A 20502-nucleotide genomic window follows, 5' to 3' on the forward strand; every position below is an offset into this window, starting at 1 on the left:
GCTGTCAGACGACGGCGGCTGGATTGGGGACGATTTGCTGGCCGAGCTGGCGAGCCAGTCGGTGCAGAATGCGGTGCTTGGTTTCCAATACCCTCTCCATGAACACGCTGTCAGACGACGGCGGCTGGATTGGGGACGATTTGCTGGCCGAGCTGGCGAGCCAGTCGGTGCAGAATGCGGTGCTTGGTTTCCAATACCCTCGCCTCGTATTGAGCCACACCTGTCTCGACGAAGTCGAGGCCTTTGACCATCACGCGCCAGAAGAGTGTGGCTAGTTTTCGCGCGAGGGCCTTGTTCGCCACCAAGCCGCCGCGCCGTGCCGCCATGCGCCGGTAAAAGCCGCCGAGCGCGACGTATTTGCTGCGGGCCAAGGCACGGGCCATCACACAAAAGATCTGGCCGGCTCGGTTGCGGCGCCGTTTGACCGAAGCCTTGCGTTTGCCGCTTTGAGCGCTTCCGGGAGCAAGCCCCAACCACGAGGTGAAGTGCTTTTCAGTCCGCCACTTGGTCAGATCCGTGCCAACTTCACCGATGAGCTGCAAAACGCTGTACTCGCTATGGGCGGGCAGCGTCGTCAAATCCTTGGCGCCACAGATCTGTGCGAGGATCTCCCGCAGATCCGCGATATCCGGCGCATTGACGCCCGGCCGCGTGCGCGGTTTTCCTGTCTTTGTCGAAGCGGCCGGTGGCGGCACCTTCGCGTCCGGCATCTGGCGAAGGACGACCGCAATCTGGCGATCGCAGGCGGCGATGAGGCCTTGATAATGGTCCCAGCTTTGAACGGCCTGCGCGAGGGCGAACAAATGTTCTTCGGCCCAGTCGCCGCGCAGCGATTCGACGACGCGCTCAGCTTTGACGTTGCGGATTCGAATATCGCATAGACCCAACAGGACCTGCGGATCGCGTTCACCGGCGAGGATGGCGCGGATCACGGTCAGACCGCTCGCCCCGGTCAGAGAGCTGATGACTTCGTGCAGTTTGATATTCATCCGCTCCAGCGCTTTTTGCATGTGCTGGACATGTCCGGCGGCCGCCGCGATGTGGTCCCCGCGAAGGCGCAGATAGTCCTGCAGACGGCGGATATTGGCCGGGGGAACAAAGCCCGCCCGCAGCAAGCCATGCGCATGCAGCGTGGCGCCCCACTGGCAGTCTTTCATGTCGGTCTTGCGCCCCGGAAGATTGCGCGTTTGGCGGCCATCGACCATCACCACCTCCATGCCCGCAGCTTCCAGAACCCCATAGAGCGGCAACCAATAGACCCCGGTCGCTTCCATCGCGACTGAGCGCACCTGATGTTCGGCCAAATAGTCGCGCAGCGCATGCAGCTGCGAGGTCACCGTGCCGAACAGCGCGGGTGGCCCACCCGCGATCGACACATGCATTTTCTCACTGCCGACATCAACAAAGGCTGCACGCGGATCCAGCACCGCCAATTCACTCATTCAAGCCCTCATGTCCTTCTGCTGTCCATTCTGGTGCGAAGCCCCGCCAAGAGCCCAACCGCGCTTTGAGATTGCAAACCTCTCCAACGGGAAGCGCAATGCTCGCCAAAATGTGCAATCGCCAGCGATCGGAGCCAACCTCATGGCCGGGCAACCAAGTGCACCAGAGGATCATGCGGCCACACTGCTCCAGGCGGAACCCCGCAGCCACGATACCGTGTTCATGGTCCGTGTGCAGCGCCGGTTTCGGAGCTGGGGGCTCATGGTGAGGAGGCGCGAAGCGCCGTTCCTCGTCGGTCTCCTCAGGAGCCCCGCACGACAATGTCGGTGGGGCCGAGAATGCGTCCGTCCTGCGCACGCAGCTCCAGCCTGCGCACCGGAAGGCTGGATTTCTTGTCGACCAACAGCACGTGTGCCTCTTCAGGCGCGAAGAAGAAGTCTTCGCCCCATTGCCTGAGTGCCACCAGGACCAGAAAAAGTCCGCGGCCCTTCTCGGTCAGCACATACTCCTGATAGGGCCTGCCTTCTGATGCAGGGACGGTGTCCATGATGCCGTGCGCCACCAAATTTCGCAGCCGAGCCGAAAGAATGTTCTTGGCAAGACCAAGGCTCTTCTGAAACTCCCCGAACCGGCGCAAGCCGTCGAAGGCATCGCGGACGATCAGGAGCGACCACCAGTCACCTATCGCGTCCAAGGGCCGCGCGACGCCGCAGAGCGAATCCTGGTGACTAATTCTCTTGGCCATTTTGACCGGTCACAGCTCCATACGTCCCCGCGGTCCACATCCAACGATCCGCCTCGCTCGACGGCGGTCTCGAAGCGGTGCTCGGGCAGCTCGGATTCAACATTCTGAGCACGTTGAAGCTTAACGGCTTTGAGAACAACGCGATCATCACAGACAGCTGGCTCGCTGCCTACGGCGCGCCTTTTGCTACTCCAGCCGCGTGCCTCGGCGCGATCGGATGGGCGAAAGGTTTTGCGACCGGTGCACACTGGTTCGAAGCGCCCGATCCGGCAGCAGACCGCGCCGTCCGCCGCAAACCTGCACTGGCGATCTGGGGTGATGCGGACCGTACGCTTCAGGCTGCGCATTTCCTGCCGCTCTTCAGGGCGCTTTTCCCTGGAGCGCCTGTCCATCGACTTGCGGGTGTGGGGCATTACTGCCTGGAGGATGCTCCGGAGACCGTCAATCACCTGATCTCGGCATTCCTCAGCCAGACCTGAGGCACGCAGCAAAGTCTCTGGCCGAGAATACCGGCATGGCTATCCTGGACACTCGAGGTTTCAATTAAAAACTGATTGGTGGCGAGTTACGGGCGCCAGCGCGCGTCACCACCAAGGCACTGCATGCGAGGAGAGTTCTCACGCCACCCGGTTGTGCGTCTCGATCGCGTATTCCGGATCGACTTCGCAGATCACGCGGTTACGGCCGTTGCGCTTGGCGGCGTAGAGGCAGGCGTCGGCGCGCTCGATCAGCGCATCGGTGTCATCGCCCTGCTTGAGCATGGAGACGCCGACGGAGATGGTGACGCGGCCGAGAATTTCGCCGGTCGATTTCTTCTTCAATTCCTTCGCCATCACGGCACGGCGGATGTGATCGCCAACGGTGAGCGCCTGGCGCAACGCGGTGTTGGGCAACAGGACGGCGAACTCCTCGCCGCCATAGCGCGCTGTGATGTCCTGGCCCTTGATGGTCTGCTTCATGGACAGGCCGACCAAGCGCAGCACCTGGTCGCCGGTGAGATGACCGTAGGAATCGTTGAACGACTTGAAGTGGTCGATGTCGAACAGCAGGAGCGACAGCGGCTCGCCGCTGGCGAGCGCGCTCTGCACGGCCATGCCGATCATACGGTCGAAATATTTGCGATTTCCCAGGCCTGTGAGCGGATCGGTCAGGCTCTCGGCCCGGATCGCCTCGAGGCTCTGCTGGAGGTTGCTGATCTCGCTCTTCGACAGCGTCAGCCGGTCTTCGAGCGTTTTGTTGGTCTCGCGCATCTCGCCGGTGGAGTGCACCAGCGTCTCGACGATCGCCTTGATCTGCTCGCGGCTCTTGGCCGAGGACAGCTTTGCGGTCGCGCCCGACAGGCTGGCGTCGTAGGAGCCGGTCATGCCGAGTGCGTCGCTCAAAACCTTCATCACGTCGTCGATCTCGCCGATGACGCGCGCGCCGACCTTGTCGATGCGGTCGGTGGTCTTGATGTGGGAGAGATAGGTCTCGTAGATCTGCTCGAGATCGGCTTCGGTCAGCCGGCCGCTACGCGCCAGCGTCTCGTTGATGATCTTGTTGAGCGGGGCGTTGTAGCCGGTGGCGTAGACGTACCAGATCTCGTAATTGCGGGGAATTGCGGTTTGCTTGAGCGAGCGGATCTGACCGAGTGCCACCTCGGCGAACGCGATCGTGCGTTCGTGTTCATCGAGCACGTTGACCACTGAACATTCCCCACGGCGACGGTGCGCCGCCGATCGCTGCAATGCTTAAATTATGTTCGTAGGCTAACGGATGATCGTGAACGGCCGGTAAACGGCCGTTCGCTGGAGCGTTTAGGCGCCCGCAGGCGAGCGCACGGGCCGCAGCAGGAACGCGGGAAGATGCGAGTGATCGCCGGGCTCGGTGTCGACTTCGCGCTGGCGGCGCGGCTCGGGGCGGCCGATTGAGGGCACATGGGATGGATCGGCCTGTTGGCGTGATCCACCGCGTGGCTCGGAGGATTGCCGCGCTTCGCGGGGAGGCCTTGCTTCGCGCGGTGGTCTTGCTTCGCGTGCGGGCCTTGCCTCACGTGCGGGCCGCGCTTCGGCCGCAGGGCTGGCGTCGGACGAGGGCCTTGCCTCGGAGGGCTGTGGTGCGTCGCCACGCGGCTCGTGGCCGCGACGCGATTTACCGCGTCCGCCGCGGGAGCGTTCGCGTTCCCGTCCACGCGACTCGCGCGGGCGCTCGCTCTGTTCGGCCGTGCTCGCGTTCACCTCGTAGTCGCCCTCGGCGCGGGGAATGCTCTGGCCGATCAGCTTTTCGATCGCCACCATCGACTTCTGGTCGAGCGGCGTCACGAGCGAGATCGCCATGCCGGACCGGCCTGCGCGGCCGGTGCGGCCGACGCGATGGACGTAATCGTCGGGATGGTGGGGGACGTCGAAATTGAAGACGTGGCTGACCTCAGGGATGTCGAGGCCGCGGGCGGCAACGTCGGAGGCGACCAGCAGCGGCAGCTCGCCCTTGCGGAACTGTTCGAGCGCCGCCGTGCGGGCCGACTGGTCCATGTCGCCGTGCAGGGCGCCAACGCTGAACCCGTGCTTCTGCAGCGATTTGTGAACGACGGCGACCTCGCGCTTGCGATTGCAGAAGATGATCGCGTTCTTGAGATCCTTGGCTTCGCGCAGCAGGCGTCGCAGCAATTCGCGCTTCTCATGCGCCTCGCGCCCGGCCGGGACCTGACACTGCGTGACCGTGACGGCGGTGGTGGCGGGCTTGGAAACCTCGACCTTCTGCGGATTATGCAGGAAGGTCTCGGTGATGCGCCGGATCTCCGGCGGCATGGTCGCGGTGAAGAACAGGGTCTGCCGCGTGAACGGGACAAGCTTGCAGACGCGCTCGATGTCGGGAATGAAGCCCATGTCCAGCATGCGGTCCGCTTCGTCGATGACGAGCAATTCGACGCCGGTGAGCAGGAGGCCGCCGCGCTCGGTATGGTCGAGCAGCCGGCCCGGGGTTGCGATCAGGACGTCGACGCCGCGCGTCAGCTTGGCGTCCTGGTCGCCGAACGAAACGCCGCCGATCAGGAGCGCGACGTTAAGCTTTTGGCCAGCGCCGTAACGGTCGAAGTTCTCCTTGACCTGTGCCGCGAGCTCGCGGGTCGGCTCCAGGATCAGGGTGCGCGGCATGCGTGCCCGGGCGCGACCCTTTTCGAGAATGGTGAGCATCGGCAGCACAAAGGCCGCGGTCTTGCCGGTGCCGGTCTGGGCGATGCCGAGCACATCCTTGCGTGCAAGGACGTGGGGGATCGCCTGTTCCTGAATCGGGGTGGGGGTGGTGTAACCGGTGGCCGCCACTGCGGCGAGGACTTTTTCGGATAGTCCGAGATTGCTAAAGGACATTGAGCCTCTGGTCGAAACCGCCGTTCGGAATCGAGGGTAAAAAGGCTGTCGCGTTCCACCCCAAAACGGCGCGCTCTCAAAGAAGCTGGGGGTGCTGACTCACGCGAACAAAGCGCCAGGCTCAGGAATCGCTCTTCGATCTGAGCCGCGTCGTCCCGGAACATAGGCGGGAATCGGCCAAAGTCAATGGAGCAGCCGCGGGAAGGCCCTAAAAACCCTTGGTTTTTGCCCAAATAGCGGGCGTAGCTCGGCTTTTCGGCCCCCTGCGCCCTAGCCCGTTTCCGACGGCTGGGCCCGGAAATCGCCGGGCGCCATGCCATAGGCGGCGTTGAACACCCGGTAATAGGTCGCCAGGCTTTCGAAGCCGCAGGAAGTCGCGATATCCGCGATCAGCCGCTCAGGCGCCTCGCGCATCAGGCGGCGGCTCTGTTTCAGGCGTTCGTCGGTTACGGTCTGCGAGAAGCTCTTCTCGGTCGTTTCGAACAGCATGTGCAGATGGCGCACGGAGACGCCGATCAGGTCCGCCACCATCGCCGGCGCCAGACCCTGGTTTTGCAGGTGGCGCGCGATCAGGCGCCGCGCCAGCGACAGGCGCGCGGTCCGCAGCGCGGCCTGTCCGAGCCGGCTGCCGGGCCGCACGATGCCGCGCTCGATCAGCGCCAGATGGGCCAATGCCTGCACGAGGGAGGCGGCATCGGACCCGCCGTCGTCCGCGGCGGTCTCGCCGAGGCCGGCAAAGCAGGCGCCGAGCAGGGGCGCCAAGGCGTGGTCGTTAAATGTCTTGGGCGCGAGCTCGCGAATGCGCTTGTCCTGCGTGGACAGGCCGCTCACCGGGATCTTCAGGATCCGCAGGTGGAATCCCGCCGTGCCCAGCGGCGCGGTGCGATAGGGCAGGTCGGTATGGCTGGTGGCGAAGCTGCCATTGGTAATCGCGAAGTCGCCGCCGCGCAGGCCCCCGAACCAGCCGCCATCCCCAAGCTGCTGGTAGACGCAAATGGCGTCGCCCGGCGCGCGGGCAATATCAGCCGTGCTGCGCTCGACCGTGTAATGCGAAGCCTTCAGCTCGACGAGACCGGCGCCGCCGAGCTGGCGCAGCGAGAACTCGCCGAAAAAATCCGCGCGCCGTTCGCGCTCGAGCTCCGCGGTGACCCCGAACAGTCCCTTGGAACGCACCTCGCGCCAAAAGTCGAAGCGGTCGTGCGGCTCGACCTCGTCGGTGCACCAGTGAAACACGGTAGCCCCTCGTCCCGAACGGAATGGTGCCTAAGAAAAAGCAGATTCCGGCTGATCCTGCCATAGGCTAGACGATGGAACCGGCGGCCAGGGCCGGTTGAACCGCAGCTGCGGCTCGACCGACTATGACAACAACGGCCGAAGGTCGCCCAAGAGCTGTTCGAAGGGCACCGGCGGGAAGCCGAAACTGCAACGGGAATTTTTCGATGACGCGTCGGCTTTTCAGAATTCTGGCGGCCCTTGGCCTTGCGGCGGGCCTGAGCGGCTTCACGGGTCCCGCACACGCCGAAAAGCGAGTCGCGCTCGTCGTCGGCAACAACGACTACAAGAACGTTCCGAAGCTGCTCAAGGCCGTCAACGACGCCCGCACCATGGGCGATACGCTGAAGCAGCTCGGCTTCTCCGTGATGGTTGCCGAAAACCAGAGCCGGCAGCAATTCTCCGAGACGCTGCTCGCCTTCGACAGGGCGATCGAGCCCGGCGATACCGCGTTCTTCTTCTACGCGGGCCATGGCTTCGAGATCGCCGGCCAGAACTATCTGCTGCCGACCGATGTGCCGGCTGCGACGGAAGGCCAGGAAGAGCTGGTGCGCGATGCTTCGATTCTGGCCGACCGTATCGTCGAGCGGCTCCAGAACAAGAAGGCGCGGACCTCGATCCTGGTGTTCGACGCCTGCCGCAACAACCCGTTCGAACGCTCTGGCACCCGCGCGGTGGCCGGTGGCGGCGGGCTTGCGCCAATGGTGCAACTGCCCGAAGGCGTGTTCTCGGTGTTCTCGGCAGGTCCGCGCCAGACCGCGCTTGATCGCCTGTCCAACGACGACGCCAATCCCAATTCGGTGTTCACGCGCACCTTCGCCAAGGAGCTGCTCCAGCCCGGCGAGAACCTGGTGCAGGTGGCACAGCGCACCCGCCGTCTCGTCAGCGAGATGGCCGACACCGTCAAGCACCGGCAGGTGCCGGTCTATTTCGATCAGATGGTCGACGACGTCTTCCTCAGCGGCATCGCCAAGGATGCGCTGGCCGCAGCCCGCCCGGCCGATCCGCCGCCGCAAAAGGTCGCGGCGCTGCCGCCGGTCTCGGTGCCGCGCGTGCCGAAGGAGGAGACCACCAATGCGCCGATCGCGAGCTTCTCGCGGCACAATGGCGGCTGGAGCGTGGTGTTCTCCTTCGCTGATCCGACGCTCGGAATTTCCTGGCGGATGGCGGGCGGCGGTGATTTCCGCGAGACCGGTTTCATCGATACGCTCGATCCGCGCACGCGCAAGCGGATGCCGAACCCATCGATCGAGCTGCCGCCGGACGCTGCGGCCGGCACGATCGAAGTTCGCTATGTTGATCAATCCGGCGACATGCAGGGCCCGTTCCCGATCAGGTTCGATCCCGAGGCAGCGCTGGTCCGCGATCAGCGCAAGATCCTCGACATGACCGCCACGAGCTGGCTGTCATTCCGCGAGTTCAACGGGCTGCTGGTCTACTACACGCACCTCGTCTCGTACCGCTGCGCCATCCGCGAGGTGCGCATCGGCATCGACACGGCCGTCCCCAACCAGGTGCTGAAGATGCCCAATTGCGACATGCGCGATCCTAGCGCGATCAGCGCGGGCATGCCGCTCTACATGAAGCTCGCACCGGCAACGCAGTTCATCTCGGTGGAATTGACCTATCGCGACGGCAGCCTGTCGGAGATCAAGAGTTTCCGCACCGCGAACCGCAGCAACAACTAAGCGGTCTGCGTCGCGGCTGATGCAGACGGCGCGGCGCCGTTCCACGCGGAACTCCGCTAGTCGCGTCGCTTCCTGATGACGCGCTTCACGGAGTCGATCGCTTCCATCAAGGGTGGCGCTAGCGAGAAAAATGTTCCTATGGCGATCGAGATGATGACGTGACGAAGCAGGAACTTCTCCTGCTCTTCGAACGGATAGCCGTTGTGGTCGATCCGTACTGGCGCAAGCGTGCCCGTGTCATGCGGATCCGGCCTCCGCGGCTTGCGCGGCGGGAGCATGATCACGACGAAAAGCACGTTGATTAGCAGCCAGATGCCGAGCACTATCAGTGTGGTGCGCACCGCAAGATCATCCTGAAATCAATCACCAGTAACGCTACTGGCCATTCGGCATTGCGGCAAACCAATTCGGGCTTGCTGCACTGCACAGCGAGCTAAAGTCGTAAGCGAGGATCGGATGGTGGAAGCAAATACACCAGAGCGCATCGCGCGTCACTCCGTGAAAGTCCGGTGTTGCATCGTCGGCGGCGGGCCTGCCGGCATGATGCTCGGCTATCTCCTGGGGCGGGCCGGTATCGATGTCGTGGTGCTGGAGAAGCACGCTGATTTCTTCCGCGATTTTCGCGGCGATACCGTGCATCCCTCGACGCTCCAAGTCATGGATGAGCTCGGCCTGATCGACGGCTTCCTGAAGCTGCCGCACCAGCGCTTGCAGACGATGGACGGTTTGTTCGGCGGCACGCCGGTGCGCATCGCCGATCTCAGCCGGCTCCGTACGAAGTACCCCTTCATCGCCTTCATGCCGCAATGGGACTTTCTGAATTTCCTGCGCGAGGCGGGCCAGCGCTTCGCCTCGCTCAAGGTGATGATGAACACGGAGGCCGTCGACCTGATCCGCCGCGGCGAGACGATTGCCGGCGTGCGTGCGAAGACGCCGGAGGGCATCGTCGACATCGAAGCCGATCTCACCATTGCCTGCGACGGCCGGCATTCGACCATGCGCGAGCGCGCGGGCCTCGAGGTCGAGGAGATCGGCGCGCCGATGGACGTGCTATGGTTCCGCGCCGGCCGCAATCCCGACGAGACGGAAAACGTGTTCGCGCGCGTCGAGCCCGGCAAGATGATGATCACCTTTGACCGCGGCGACTACTGGCAGTGCGCCTATGTCATCGCCAAGGGACAATACGATGCGGTGAAGGCGAGGGGATTTCAGGCGCTGCTCGACGACGTCGTGCGGATGGCGCCGATCCTCCGATCGGGAGTTGGCGACGTGAAGAGCTTTGACGACATCAAGCTTCTCACCGTCGCCATCAACCGCCTGACGCGCTGGACGCGGCCGGGCCTGCTCTGTATCGGCGATGCCGCGCATGCGATGTCGCCCGTCGGCGGCGTCGGCGTCAATCTCGCCGTGCAGGATGCGGTCGCGACCGCCAATCTGCTTGCGGACAAGATGCAGCACGGTTGTCCATCCGAGGATGAGCTCGATGCGGTGCGCCGGCGCCGCGAGTTCCCGGTGAAGATGACGCAGGCGATGCAGGCCGTCGTGCAGAACAACATCATCAGCGGCGCCTTGCAGCCCGGCAACCGGCCGCTGAAGGTGCCGCTGGTCGTGCGCCTCATCACCGCGCTGCCGTGGCTTCAGGGAATTCCGGCGCGCTTTATTGCGCTGGGCGTGCGGCCCGAGCACGTGCATTCGAAGGCCGCGCCGTCATCGTAGCGCGGAAGAGCTTGGTAGGGGTTAAATCGCATGCTGCGCGTTGCATGCGTGCAACAGCGCAAACGGATTCAAAGACCGCCATTCGCGAATCCGGCGCCTTAACTTTCTTGATTCCAATTTTAGTAAGAACTGTCTGTGAGCGTGCACCCATCAAAGGACACGGGGTGTACCATGCGTAACAAATTCATTGCCGCCTTCGCCTGCACGACCGCTCTGGTTTCGACCGGCGTTGCCTCCGCCGCCGATCTCGGTGCGCGCTACACGAAGGCGCCCGCCTATGCCGAGCCGCTGTTCAACTGGACCGGCTTCTATGTCGGCGGCCACATCGGTGGCGCCTGGACCAACGAGCAGTTCATCAACAACGGGACCGGCGCGCCGTTCGGCGATCTGGTTCCGGGCCAAGGCTACCGTCAGCGCAAGTCGGGCATCATGGGCGGCGCTCAGATCGGCTACAACTGGCAGGCCAACAACTACGTGTTCGGCATGGAAGGCACGATCTCAGGTCTCGACAACAAGGGCACGGTCGTGAACACCGCGTTCGGTGCCGGTGACGACGTCTTCACCTGGCGTGCGAACGTTCTCGCGACCGTCGTCGGTCGTGCCGGCTTTGCCGTGCAGAACAACCTCTTCTACATCAAGGGCGGCTACGCCGGCGTGAACAACCGTCTCTCGGTCACCGACACGGTCGGAGTGGCAACGGGCTCGGGCGGTCAGACCCACTGGGCCAACGGCTGGACCGTCGGCGCCGGCTGGGAATACGGCATCACCCGCAACTGGATCGTCGGCCTCGAATACAACTACGCCGCCTTCGGCAGCCAGACCTATCAGCTCGGCGGTACCTCGGGCAATTACACGTTCGATGCCAAGCCGCGCGACATCCAGTGGGCCGTCGTGCGCGCCAGCTACAAGTTCGACGCGCCGGTCATCGCGCGCTACTGAGCACGTCAACAAACGACCGATCACCAAAAAAGAAAATCACCACCACCAATTAAAAAGCCCCGGCAGCGTCCGGGGCTTCTTTTTTGCGTGCGGGACAGGCTCACGCCATGACGGAGAACCCGCCGTCGACGGGGATCGCGGTGCCCGTGACGAAGTTCGAGGCGGGCGAGGCGAGGAACACCGCGATGCCGGCAAAATCGTCGATGTCGCCCCAACGCCCCGCGGGCGTGCGCGCCAGCACGCGCTCGTGCAAGCCTGCGACCTGCTTCCGCGCACCGCGGGTGAGATCTGTGTCGATCCAGCCGGGCAGGATAGCATTGACCTGGATGTTGTCAGGCGCCCAGGCATTAGCGCAGGCGCGCGTGTACTGCACGATGCCGCCCTTGCTCGCCGCATAGGCCGTCGCGAAGCTTGCACCGAAGATCGACATCATCGAGCCGATATTGATCACCTTGCCGTTGCCGGATGCCTTCAGCGCGGGATAGGCCGCCTTCGAGCACAGGAAAGCGCTGGTGAGGTTGGTTGCGATGACCTTGTTCCACTCGTCGAGCTCGAGCTCGTGCGGCGGCTTGCGGATGCTCATGCCGGCATTGTTGATGAGGATATCGATGCGGCCGAGATCCTTTGCAACGCGCTCGACCATCGCGGCAACCGCCGCCTTGTCGGTCACGTCGGTGGTGACGGCAATCGCCTTCACGCCGCGCTGCTTGAGATCTGCCACGGCCACGGCGGACTTCGTTTCGTTGCGTCCCACCACGGCGATGTCGGCGCCGGCGTCGGCAAGGCCGCGGGCCATGCCGAGCCCGATGCCGCCATTGCCTCCCGTCACGACCGCGACCTTGCCGCGGAGATCGAACCGGCTGGATGTCATGCTTTCACTACCTTTTCTTGCCCTGGTTTCTTCTATTGCTTGCTCTGCCAGATCAGCACCAGCCCGAAGCCGGCCATGGCTGCGCCATAGCCGGCCCATTGCAGCTGGTTGACCATGAAGCTCGACCGTGGCCAGGCGACGGTGCCCGTGCCCTGTCCGATCCAGAGCAGTCCGACGGCGAGGGCAAACAGGCCTGCGATCAGCAGAAATCTGCGCATGCATTCCTCCCATTGGTCCGCTTCTGTCGCAGCCCGCGGCATGAACCGCCACAAGCACGAAAACTTGGGGCCAGACTAGCCGTAGCTTCGGTTCGGATACAATGGCTCCGGATGCAGGGCCGCAGCGAGGATGCATGTCCGTGCGCAGGATCATCCAGGGTGTTGCGATCGCGGCAATGCTGGTTGCGGCCTATGCCGCAGTTCCACGCCATGCGGATCTGCGCGCCTTCGATCCGGCGGAGATGGCGCGGCTGGAGACAGCCATGTGGCGCGACTATTACGACAAGCGCTATGCCGCGCTGTTCTACCATCTCTACGAATCGACGCGGACGCAGTTCGGCTTTTCGCCGCTAAGGAGCCTCCATATCGCCCTCAGCGCGGCCGAGGCTGCCAAGGCGTTCCAGCCGACGCGGTCGGCCCACCTCGAGCTCGACTGGTGGCAGGCACGCCGTGAAGCGGTGGGGCCACGTGACTACGGCCTCACCATCGCGCGCGTGACGGCGATGACCTACGGCAAAAGTCCGGATGACGCGGGAATCAGGCAGTTCGGCATCGCCCGGGCAGAAGCTATGGCAGTTCGCGACGCGCGGGGTGCGATCATCACAGATGCTGATTGGGTGGCGATCGAAGCGTAGCTCGCCGGGGCTTACAGGGCGCTGAAGGCGAGCGTCAGGCGCTGAGAGGTCCCACAACGAAAAAGCCCCGGACGATGCCGGGGCTTTGACGTTTGGCCGTGAGACCAGATCAGTACTTCGCGACGACCGGACCGGTCCAGTTGAAGCGGTAGACCAGCGAAGTCGAGATCGTCTGGTTCCAGCTGTTGGCGCGGATGCTGTTTCCGGTCGGGACATTACCGACATCGAACAGCTCGTCCCGAGTCTTGGTATCGTAGAAGGCCGAACGGTACTCGGTCTTCATGAACCAGCCCGGTGAGGTGATACCGAAGATGTTCAGGCTGTTCTCGACGCCACCGCCGACAAACCAGCCGTTGCGGTTGTAGCTGGCGAGATGGACGCCGACGGGCGCGCCCGCGAGGTCCGTGAAGTTCGTCTGGCCGAAGTGAGCGCCGGAGTAACCGCCGTTGACGTAGGAGAGAACGTTCGGAGCAACCAGCCAACCGAGGCGAACGCCAGCGGCCCAGGAGGTTTCCAGCTTCTGGCTGCCGGTGATGTCGAAAATCGGATCCTGGATGGTGGAACGGATGCTGCCGAACTGACCGTCAGCAAACACACCTGCGACCCAAGTTCCGCTGAACTGCCAATCGTAACCAGCGCCGACGGTGCCGAACCAGCCCGAGCCACCCTGTCGCTGCGTGATCGTCAACGGCGTGCCGGTGGCCGTATCCACAACGCTCTGATCGGCGTTCGACAGGCCACCGCCGCCACCGCCGAAGATGTAGAAGCCGGTCCAGTTGGCGACCGGCGCGGGCGCCGGAGCCTTCACGTAGGGGCGGGGGCCAAGGTCGGCCGCCGAGGCCGAACCGGTCATCGCCGCAACCGCGGTCAGAGCGAGCAAAATCTTCTTCATGTCAAAATCCCCAACTTTCGTCTGTCCGGCAGGCGCGAGCGCACTGAAGTTCGTTTCATCTGATGCTTGGACTATAGACATTTTCCGCTGGAATGCTGTTGCCGGACAGGCACAGTCGCCGGAAAACGCCGGCCAGTTGCGATTTGAAGGGGGGACGTCTTATTCAAGAAAAATAGCATGTTTTCAGTGTGTTACGTAGATCTCTAGATCTTGGGCCGAGGTAACTTCTCGTTAGCAAATTCGGCTTTGTCTGAAATGGAGGCAATCCTGCCTCATCCTTGGCGGGGTGAGTCGTTGGCCGAGTCGCCCGTTGCGCGCGATTCTGCTCGGGAGCTAGCTGCTCGCTCGCCTCGCGAATTCAGGGGAAAGGGCGGGATCGAAACTACAAATGAAAAAGCCCCGGACTGTGGAGCCGGGGCTTTTGAGGGGAGATTGCTGCTTTAGACGTCCAGCAGCTCCTCATTGGCAAACTCGGCCTTGTCCGAGATGAACGCGAAGCGCGCCTCGGCCTTGGTGCCCATCAGGCGCTCCACCGAATCCGCCGTGGTGTCGCGGTCGTCGGCGAGCAGAACCACCTTCAGCATGGTCCGCCGGGCCGGATCCATGGTGGTTTCCTTGAGCTGCGCCGGCATCATCTCGCCGAGGCCTTTGAAGCGATTGACCTCGACCTTGGCGTTGGCGTTGAACTCGCTCTTGATCAGCGCCTCCTTGTGCGCGTCGTCGCGAGCGTAGATCGACTTGGTGCCATGGGTCAGCTTGTAGAGCGGCGGCACCGCAAGGAAGAGGTGCCCCTCGTCGATCAGGCGCGGCATCTGCCTATAGAAGAAGGTGATGAGGAGGGAAGCGATGTGGGCGCCGTCGACATCGGCGTCGGTCATGATGATGATGCGCTGATAGCGCAGATCCTCTTCGCGATATTGCGCGAGCGTGCCGCAGCCGATCGCCTGCACGAGATCGGAGAGCTGGGCGTTCGCTGTCAGCTTGTCCTTGCCGGCGGAGGCGACGTTGAGGATCTTGCCGCGCAGCGGCAGCACGGCCTGGGTCTTGCGATCGCGCGCCTGCTTGGCGCTGCCGCCGGCCGAGTCACCCTCGACGATGAAGAGCTCGGAGCCTTCGGTGCCGGCATCGGTGCAGTCGGCAAGCTTGCCGGGCAGGCGCAGCTTTTTGCCGGCGGTCTTGCGCGCCGTCTCCTTTTCCTGGCGGCGCCGCAGCCGCTCCTCGGCGCGATCGATCACGAAGTCGAGCAGCCTGTTGGCCTGGTTCGGATTACCCGAGAGCCAGTGGTCGAACGGATCCTTCATCGCCTGTTCGACGATGCGCTGTGCCTCCGCGGTGGCGAGACGATCCTTGGTCTGGCCCTGGAATTCCGGCTCGCGCACGAACACGGACAGCATCACGGCCGCGCCGACCATGACGTCTTCCGAGGTGACGGAGGCCGCGCGCTTGCCCTGGCCGACGCGCTCGGCGTGATCCTTCAGGCCGCGCAGCAGAGCGCTGCGCAGGCCGGATTCGTGCGTGCCGCCATCGGGCGTCGGCACGGTGTTGGTGTAGGACGAGAGAAAACCGTCGGCATCCGCGGTCCAGGCGACAGCCCATTCGCAGGCGCCATGCGCACCATTGCGGCCGGACTTGCCGGAGAAGATGTCGGGGTGCACCAGTGTGTCGGCGTGGATCGCCGCGGCGAGATAATCCTTCAGGCCGCCCGGGAAGTGGAACGTCGCTTCCGCCGGCACGTCCTCGATGCCCTTCAAGAGCTCGGCCGCGCAATTCCAGCGGATCTCGACGCCGCCGAACAGATACGCCTTGGAGCGCGTCATCTTGAACAGGCGCTGCGGCTTGAACGCGGCCTTGGCGCCGAAAATGTCGGTGTCCGGCTTGAAGCGCACGCGCGTGCCGCGGCGGTTGTTGATCTTGCCGAGTTCCTCGAGCTTGCCCTTCGGATGGCCGCGCTCGAAATTCATGCGGTAGAGTTGCTGGCCACGCGCGACCTCGACCTCGAGGCGCGAGGAGAGGGCGTTCACCACGGAGATGCCGACGCCATGCAGGCCGCCCGAGGTCTCGTAGACCTTGGAATCGAACTTGCCGCCCGAGTGCAGCGTGCACATGATGACTTCGAGCGCCGACTTCTTCGGAAATTTTGGATGCGGATCGACCGGGATGCCGCGGCCGTTGTCTGTGACGGTCAGAAAACCGTCCGTGCCGAGGTCGACCTCGATGAAGGTCGCATGCCCGGCCAGTGCCTCGTCCATCGCGTTGTCGATGACTTCGGCGAAGAGGTGATGCAGCGCCTTCTCGTCGGTGCCGCCGATATACATGCCGGGCCGGCGCCGGACCGGTTCCAGACCTTCCAGCACCTCGATGTCGGCCGCGGTGTAGTCGGCTTCAGCGCCGCTCGTGCGCGTGGCCGCCTTGGCGGGCGCGCGGGGCTTCGTCTCGTTGCCGTCGAACAGGTCGTCTTTTGCTTTGGATTTCAATTGCTTGGACATATATATTGATGCGCTTTGAGAGCCGCGGAGGCGGCGAATCGGTTGGCGTGACTATGCCACGGCTGGCTTGAAAAGGTCACCGCAGGGCGGGCCGGGCGGTTTGGTTGGAAGCCAATCCCGGCGATTTTATGCCGCAGGCCCTCCAGTTCCCGGCAATTTGACGTCCAGATCCAGCTCAGCCGGGCTTTGTGACTTGATGTCACACAAGTCCCTGGCTTACCAGTCATTTTCATCGTTAGGACTTGGTCGGGGCGGGAAGGCTATCTGGGATGGAGCAGTATGCGCACGCGCTGGCCGACTTCGTGCGCGCTCATCAGGTTTGGGCAGGTCCGATCGTGTTTGTGCTGGCGTTCGGCGAGTCGCTTGCCTTCATCTCCTTGCTGATCCCGGCCTGGGGCGCGCTGGTGGCGATCGGCGCCCTGATCGGGGTGAGCGGCATCAGCTTCTATCCGGTCTGGATTGCCGGCGGCATCGGGGCCGCCCTCGGCGACTGGGTCTCCTACTGGTTCGGCTATCGCTACAAGGAGCAGGTCGCGCAGATGTGGCCGCTCTCGCGCTATCCGGAACTCCTCCCCAGAGGCGAGGCCTTTGTGCGAAGCTGGGGCGTGCCCAGCATCTTCATCGGCCGTTTCTTCGGCCCGTTGCGCGCCTCGGTGCCGCTCGCGGCCGGCATCTTCGAGATGCCCTATTGGAGTTTTCAGGCCGCCAATTTCGTCTCGGCGCTGGTCTGGTCGGCGGCGCTGTTGCTGTTCGGCGACGTGATCGCGAAGGTCATGGAATGGATCTGGCGCTTCGTCTGACGTCTGAACCTTGACGGGAACCGCGCTTGGCCTTATAGCCCCGCGCCATGATCAACGCCGCGACCATTCTGTTCGCCCGTCGCCGCCGCCGCAGCTTAGCGGTTTGGGCGGTCGATCGCGTTTGAGATCATCGTCTTTGCCGCTGGATCCGATCCGCGGCACTCTCTCTCCTGTCAGCGCGATCTGATCCGGCGGCCCCCCAAGGAGGCCCAGCAGGAGACCACGATGTACACGCCCCCCTTTTTCAAGCAGGACCGCGCCGCGAGCCTGAAATTCGCCGACGCGCGCGGTTTCGGCACCATGTGTGTCTTCGACGGCCAGAAGCCGGTCGCCTCGGCGCTGCCGTTCTATCTCACCTATGCCGATGACGGCACGCCGCAGGTCGCCTTTCATGTCGCCCGTCACAATCCGCTGGTAAAGCTTGCGGACGGGACGACGTCCTGGCTGCTCGCCGTCAACGGCCCGGACGCCTATGTATCGCCGGACTGGTACGTCTCGCCGGATCAGGTGCCGACCTGGCTCTATCAGTCGGTGCATTTGACCGGACCGGTGCGGCTCTTGTCGGACGACGAACTGGCCAAGCAGATCGACACGCTCAGCGACAAGTTCGAGAACTGGCTGCTGCCGAAGAAGCCGTGGACGTCGACCAAGATGACGGCCGGCCGGCTCGAGACGTTGAAGAAGGGGATCGTGGGTCTGGTCATGACGGTTGAGGAGGTCGAAGGCAGCTTCAAGCTCAACCAGCACAAGTCCGACGCTGACTATACGGCGATCGCAGGCGCGCTTGCCTCGCAAACCGCCGCGGGCTCGCAGCAGATCGCGCAACTGATGAGAGTCGCGCGCCCACAATTATTCGCGACGGAAACGACAGAGAACAACGCAGCGGTTACCTTGGAAAGGAACGTGTGATGAGCACGAAGAAGAAAATCGGTATCTTGGGCGCCTCCGGTTACACCGGCGCCGATGCGGTGCGCCTGTTGGCGCGGCATCCGAATGCCGAGATCATCGCGCTCACGGCCAACACCCACGCCGGCAAGTCGATGGGCGATGTGTTTCCGCATTTCTTCATGCTGGGCCTACCGAAACTCGTGGAATGGGAAAAGGTCGACTGGGGCACGCTCGATGCGGTGTTCTGCGGACTGCCGCACGGCACCACGCAGGAAATCATCGCCGCGGTCCTCAAGGCAAATCCCAAAATCAAGGTCCTCGACATGTCCGCCGATTTCAGGCTGCGGGACAAGAACACCTATGCGCAATGGTACGGCCATGAGCACCGGGCGCTCGAACTGCAGGGCGAAGCGATCTATGGCCTGACCGAATTCTATCGCGAGAAGATCACGTCGGCCCGGCTGGTCGCCTGTCCCGGCTGCTATCCCACGGCGGCGCTGCTCGCGTTGGTGCCGCTTGCGAAAGCCAAATTGATCGACGTCGACGACATCGTCATCGACGCGAAATCGGGCGTCACCGGCGCCGGCCGCGGGCTGAAACAGAACACGTTGTTCAGCGAGGCGGGCGAGGGGTTGTCGCCCTATTCGGTCGGCACCCACCGGCACGCGCCCGAGATCGAGCAGGAGATCGGCGTCGCCGCCGGTTCCGCGGTGACGATCAACTTCACGCCGCATCTTATTCCGATGGCGCGCGGCGAACTCTGCACGTCCTACGTCAAGCTCAACGGCGCGACGCCCGACGATCTGCGAACCGCGCTGGAGCAGGCTTATGCCGACGAGCCCTTCGTGCATGTCGCCAGGAAGGGCGTGCTGCCGCAGACCCAGAATGTGCGCGGCTCCAACTATGTGCAGATCGGCGTCGTCGCCGACCGCATCAAGAACCGCGCGATCGTGATTTCCACGCTCGACAATCTGGTGAAGGGGTCGGCCGGGCAGGCGATCCAGAACATGAACCTGATGTTCGGGCTGCCCGAGACGGCGGGGCTGGAGCAGATCGCTCTGTTTCCATGACACGGGGTACCGCGGTGGACGAAGCGACCTTGCAATTCTACCGCGGCCATGCCGAGGCCTGTGCCCGGCTGGGCGAAGGCTCCCTCGACGCGGCTGCCGGGCTTTCTCACCCTGCTGCCGCCCGGTGGCTCGATCCTCGAACTGAGCTGTGGCGCTGGCCATCATTCGGCGATGATGCTCGCCGAATGTTTTTCAGTGCGCGCGACCGACGGCTCACCTGATATGGCCGAGATTCGACGGCTTGGTCGACTCCCGCCGACATGCATCTCGTTGTTCGCAAGGCCGCTCTGGCCAAGCGCTATGCCGGCTCGAAATACGTCTCGGTGATGCCGCTTCAGAACGAGGCGAGCAAGGGCGGCCGGCTCGAGCCGGAGGCGCTGAACGAGACCAACATGCTCGAGCTCTACGTCTTCGCCAGCGACAAATATCACCAGGCGGTGCTGGTCGCCCGGCTCGACAATCTCGGCAAGGGCGCCTCGGGCGCGGCCGTGCAGAACATGCGGTTGATGCTGGGATTGCCGGAGGCGTAGCCGCAGCTCTCGCCGCGCGTCATGGCCGGGCATAGCCGTCCGAAGGACGGCGTCGGTTGCGCTCGCCTATGTCCCGGCATCCACGCGTCGCTGCCATCGAGGAAAAACGTGAATGCCCGGGACGAGCCCGGGCATGACGTTCAGGAGAGCCGTGGCCGCTCAGTATTTCGCGACGACCGGGCCGCCGAATTTGTAGTTGATGCGGGCCGTGATCAGATCGACGTCCTGACCGATGCGGTCGGTACGTGAGAACGTGCCAACGGGTGCCAGCACGCCGTTGGCCGTGAGGGTAACGTCGCGCCGGCCCATGAACAGATGGTCGTATTCGAGGCCGACCGACCAGTTCGGCGCAAAGCCGTATTCGAAGCCGACGCCGATCGTGCCGCCCCAGCGGGTCTCGTCGGCACCATCGAACTCGGCCCCGGCCAGACCGCCCGTACCGATGCCGCGGTAGCGATCGCGGGTGACGGCGGCGCCGCCCTTCACGTAAAGCAGTGCGTTGTTCCAGGCGTAGCCGACCTGGCCGGTGAAGAGGCCGAAGGCGTCGACGCGGGTGCGGTTCGCGACGCCCAACACGGTGCTGGCATTCCGGCCGGAAAGGTCCGCCCAGTCGCCCTGCGCTTCGAGGCCGAACACGAAGGCGCCGGTCTGCCAGCGATAACCGATCTGGCCGCCGGCGACGGCGCCCGTCGCATCATGACACCCCTCCGCGACGCCGGGGGCGAAACCAACCGTCTGGTCCCAGCACTTGCGCGACGAACCATAGCCGCCATTGGCACCGACGTAGAAGCCGCTCCAATTGTAGACCGCGGCGATCATCGGCGGCGCCTTGCTGTAGGGGCGGGCGGCCAGATCGGCTGCATTGGCCTGGCTAGCGACGGCTGTGAACGAGATCGCGCCGAGCGCGGATGCAATCTTCCAGTTCATGTTTGTCCCGAATCAATCAATTGCGATGTTATACCTCT

Annotated in this window: 19 protein-coding genes and 1 pseudogene; 9 read left to right on the forward strand and 11 right to left on the reverse strand. The window is 63.8% G+C overall.

Annotated elements, in window-relative coordinates:
• Nucleotides 1-110 precede the first annotated feature (110 nt).
• Nucleotides 111-1442 carry an IS110 family transposase gene (locus IVB18_RS24145; protein ID WP_247987517.1) on the reverse strand — a complete coding sequence of 444 codons (1332 nt, stop codon included), beginning with the start codon at nucleotides 1440-1442 and terminating at the stop codon, nucleotides 111-113.
• Between the two features lie 302 nt (nucleotides 1443-1744).
• Entirely contained in the window at nucleotides 1745-2188 is a 444-nt protein-coding gene (locus IVB18_RS24150; protein ID WP_247991404.1) for a helix-turn-helix domain-containing protein, read from the reverse strand.
• A 77-nt stretch (nucleotides 2189-2265) separates the two neighbouring features.
• Between IVB18_RS24150 and IVB18_RS24155 the strand changes: the two genes are divergently transcribed.
• On the forward strand, nucleotides 2266-2667 hold the full coding sequence (locus IVB18_RS24155) for a hypothetical protein (protein WP_247991405.1): 402 nt from the start codon (nucleotides 2266-2268) through the stop codon (nucleotides 2665-2667).
• A 138-nt stretch (nucleotides 2668-2805) separates the two neighbouring features.
• On the opposite strand, the gene IVB18_RS24160 is transcribed toward IVB18_RS24155, so the two are convergent.
• The 3 genes from IVB18_RS24160 to IVB18_RS24170 form a co-directional block, all read right to left on the reverse strand.
• Nucleotides 2806-3873, reverse strand: a complete 1068-nt coding sequence (locus IVB18_RS24160) for a GGDEF domain-containing protein (RefSeq protein ID WP_247991406.1) — start codon at nucleotides 3871-3873, stop codon at nucleotides 2806-2808.
• A gap of 111 nt (nucleotides 3874-3984) precedes the next feature.
• On the reverse strand, nucleotides 3985-5532 hold the full coding sequence (locus tag IVB18_RS24165) for a DEAD/DEAH box helicase (RefSeq protein WP_247991407.1): 1548 nt from the start codon (nucleotides 5530-5532) through the stop codon (nucleotides 3985-3987).
• Nucleotides 5533-5802: 270 nt separating this feature from the next.
• Entirely contained in the window at nucleotides 5803-6765 is a 963-nt protein-coding gene (locus IVB18_RS24170; protein WP_247991408.1) for a helix-turn-helix transcriptional regulator, read from the reverse strand.
• A 206-nt stretch (nucleotides 6766-6971) separates the two neighbouring features.
• Here IVB18_RS24170 and IVB18_RS24175 point away from each other — a divergent pair, with 206 nt between their 5' ends.
• Nucleotides 6972-8492, forward strand: coding sequence for a caspase family protein (locus IVB18_RS24175; protein WP_247991409.1), 1521 nt, complete (start codon nucleotides 6972-6974; stop codon nucleotides 8490-8492).
• A gap of 56 nt (nucleotides 8493-8548) precedes the next feature.
• Here IVB18_RS24175 and IVB18_RS24180 read toward each other — a convergent pair whose 3' ends face one another.
• Entirely contained in the window at nucleotides 8549-8833 is a 285-nt protein-coding gene (locus tag IVB18_RS24180; protein WP_247991410.1) for a hypothetical protein, read from the reverse strand.
• 115 nt (nucleotides 8834-8948) lie between these two features.
• On the opposite strand from IVB18_RS24180, the gene IVB18_RS24185 reads away from it, so the two are divergent.
• Together IVB18_RS24185 and IVB18_RS24190 are read left to right on the forward strand one after the other, a co-directional pair.
• Nucleotides 8949-10208: an FAD-dependent oxidoreductase gene (locus IVB18_RS24185; protein ID WP_247991411.1), complete on the forward strand. Its 1260-nt coding sequence runs from the start codon at nucleotides 8949-8951 to the stop codon at nucleotides 10206-10208.
• A gap of 171 nt (nucleotides 10209-10379) precedes the next feature.
• A complete protein-coding gene (locus IVB18_RS24190) occupies nucleotides 10380-11147 on the forward strand; it encodes an outer membrane beta-barrel protein (protein WP_247991412.1) in 768 nt (255 codons plus the stop codon).
• A 100-nt stretch (nucleotides 11148-11247) separates the two neighbouring features.
• Here the strand turns inward: IVB18_RS24190 and IVB18_RS24195 are convergent, their stop codons facing one another.
• Both IVB18_RS24195 and IVB18_RS24200 read right to left on the reverse strand, forming a co-directional pair.
• On the reverse strand, nucleotides 11248-12018 hold the full coding sequence (locus tag IVB18_RS24195; protein WP_247991413.1) for a glucose 1-dehydrogenase: 771 nt from the start codon (nucleotides 12016-12018) through the stop codon (nucleotides 11248-11250).
• A gap of 32 nt (nucleotides 12019-12050) precedes the next feature.
• Complete coding sequence (locus tag IVB18_RS24200; protein ID WP_247991414.1) at nucleotides 12051-12236, reverse strand: hypothetical protein; 186 nt, start codon at nucleotides 12234-12236, stop codon at nucleotides 12051-12053.
• A gap of 140 nt (nucleotides 12237-12376) precedes the next feature.
• Here IVB18_RS24200 and IVB18_RS24205 point away from each other — a divergent pair, with 140 nt between their 5' ends.
• On the forward strand, nucleotides 12377-12871 hold the full coding sequence (locus tag IVB18_RS24205; protein ID WP_247991415.1) for a hypothetical protein: 495 nt from the start codon (nucleotides 12377-12379) through the stop codon (nucleotides 12869-12871).
• A gap of 109 nt (nucleotides 12872-12980) precedes the next feature.
• Here IVB18_RS24205 and IVB18_RS24210 read toward each other — a convergent pair whose 3' ends face one another.
• Together IVB18_RS24210 and parE are read right to left on the reverse strand one after the other, a co-directional pair.
• The gene (locus IVB18_RS24210; protein WP_247991416.1) at nucleotides 12981-13763 is read right to left on the reverse strand and encodes a porin family protein; all 783 of its coding nucleotides are present in this window, start codon (nucleotides 13761-13763) and stop codon (nucleotides 12981-12983) included.
• 440 nt (nucleotides 13764-14203) lie between these two features.
• Complete coding sequence (gene parE, locus IVB18_RS24215) at nucleotides 14204-16249, reverse strand: DNA topoisomerase IV subunit B (protein ID WP_247991417.1); 2046 nt, start codon at nucleotides 16247-16249, stop codon at nucleotides 14204-14206.
• 269 nt (nucleotides 16250-16518) lie between these two features.
• Between parE and IVB18_RS24220 the strand changes: the two genes are divergently transcribed.
• The 4 genes and pseudogenes from IVB18_RS24220 to IVB18_RS24235 form a co-directional block, all read left to right on the forward strand.
• The gene (locus IVB18_RS24220; RefSeq protein ID WP_247991418.1) at nucleotides 16519-17049 is read left to right on the forward strand and encodes a DedA family protein; all 531 of its coding nucleotides are present in this window, start codon (nucleotides 16519-16521) and stop codon (nucleotides 17047-17049) included.
• A 225-nt stretch (nucleotides 17050-17274) separates the two neighbouring features.
• Nucleotides 17275-17958: an FMN-binding negative transcriptional regulator gene (locus IVB18_RS24225; RefSeq protein WP_247991419.1), complete on the forward strand. Its 684-nt coding sequence runs from the start codon at nucleotides 17275-17277 to the stop codon at nucleotides 17956-17958.
• Nucleotides 17958-19007: an N-acetyl-gamma-glutamyl-phosphate reductase gene (gene argC / locus IVB18_RS24230; protein ID WP_247991420.1), complete on the forward strand. Its 1050-nt coding sequence runs from the start codon at nucleotides 17958-17960 to the stop codon at nucleotides 19005-19007. The genes IVB18_RS24225 and argC overlap by 1 nt, the downstream gene beginning before the upstream one ends.
• A gap of 281 nt (nucleotides 19008-19288) precedes the next feature.
• Nucleotides 19289-19537, forward strand: a pseudogene (locus IVB18_RS24235) (N-acetyl-gamma-glutamyl-phosphate reductase); the annotation flags it as partial.
• A 159-nt stretch (nucleotides 19538-19696) separates the two neighbouring features.
• Here IVB18_RS24235 and IVB18_RS24240 read toward each other — a convergent pair.
• Complete coding sequence (locus IVB18_RS24240; RefSeq protein ID WP_247991421.1) at nucleotides 19697-20464, reverse strand: outer membrane beta-barrel protein; 768 nt, start codon at nucleotides 20462-20464, stop codon at nucleotides 19697-19699.
• Nucleotides 20465-20502: the final 38 nt, after the last annotated feature.

It is taken from the genome of Bradyrhizobium sp. 186 (assembly GCF_023101685.1).
Taxonomy (GTDB): Bacteria; Pseudomonadota; Alphaproteobacteria; order Rhizobiales; family Xanthobacteraceae; genus Bradyrhizobium.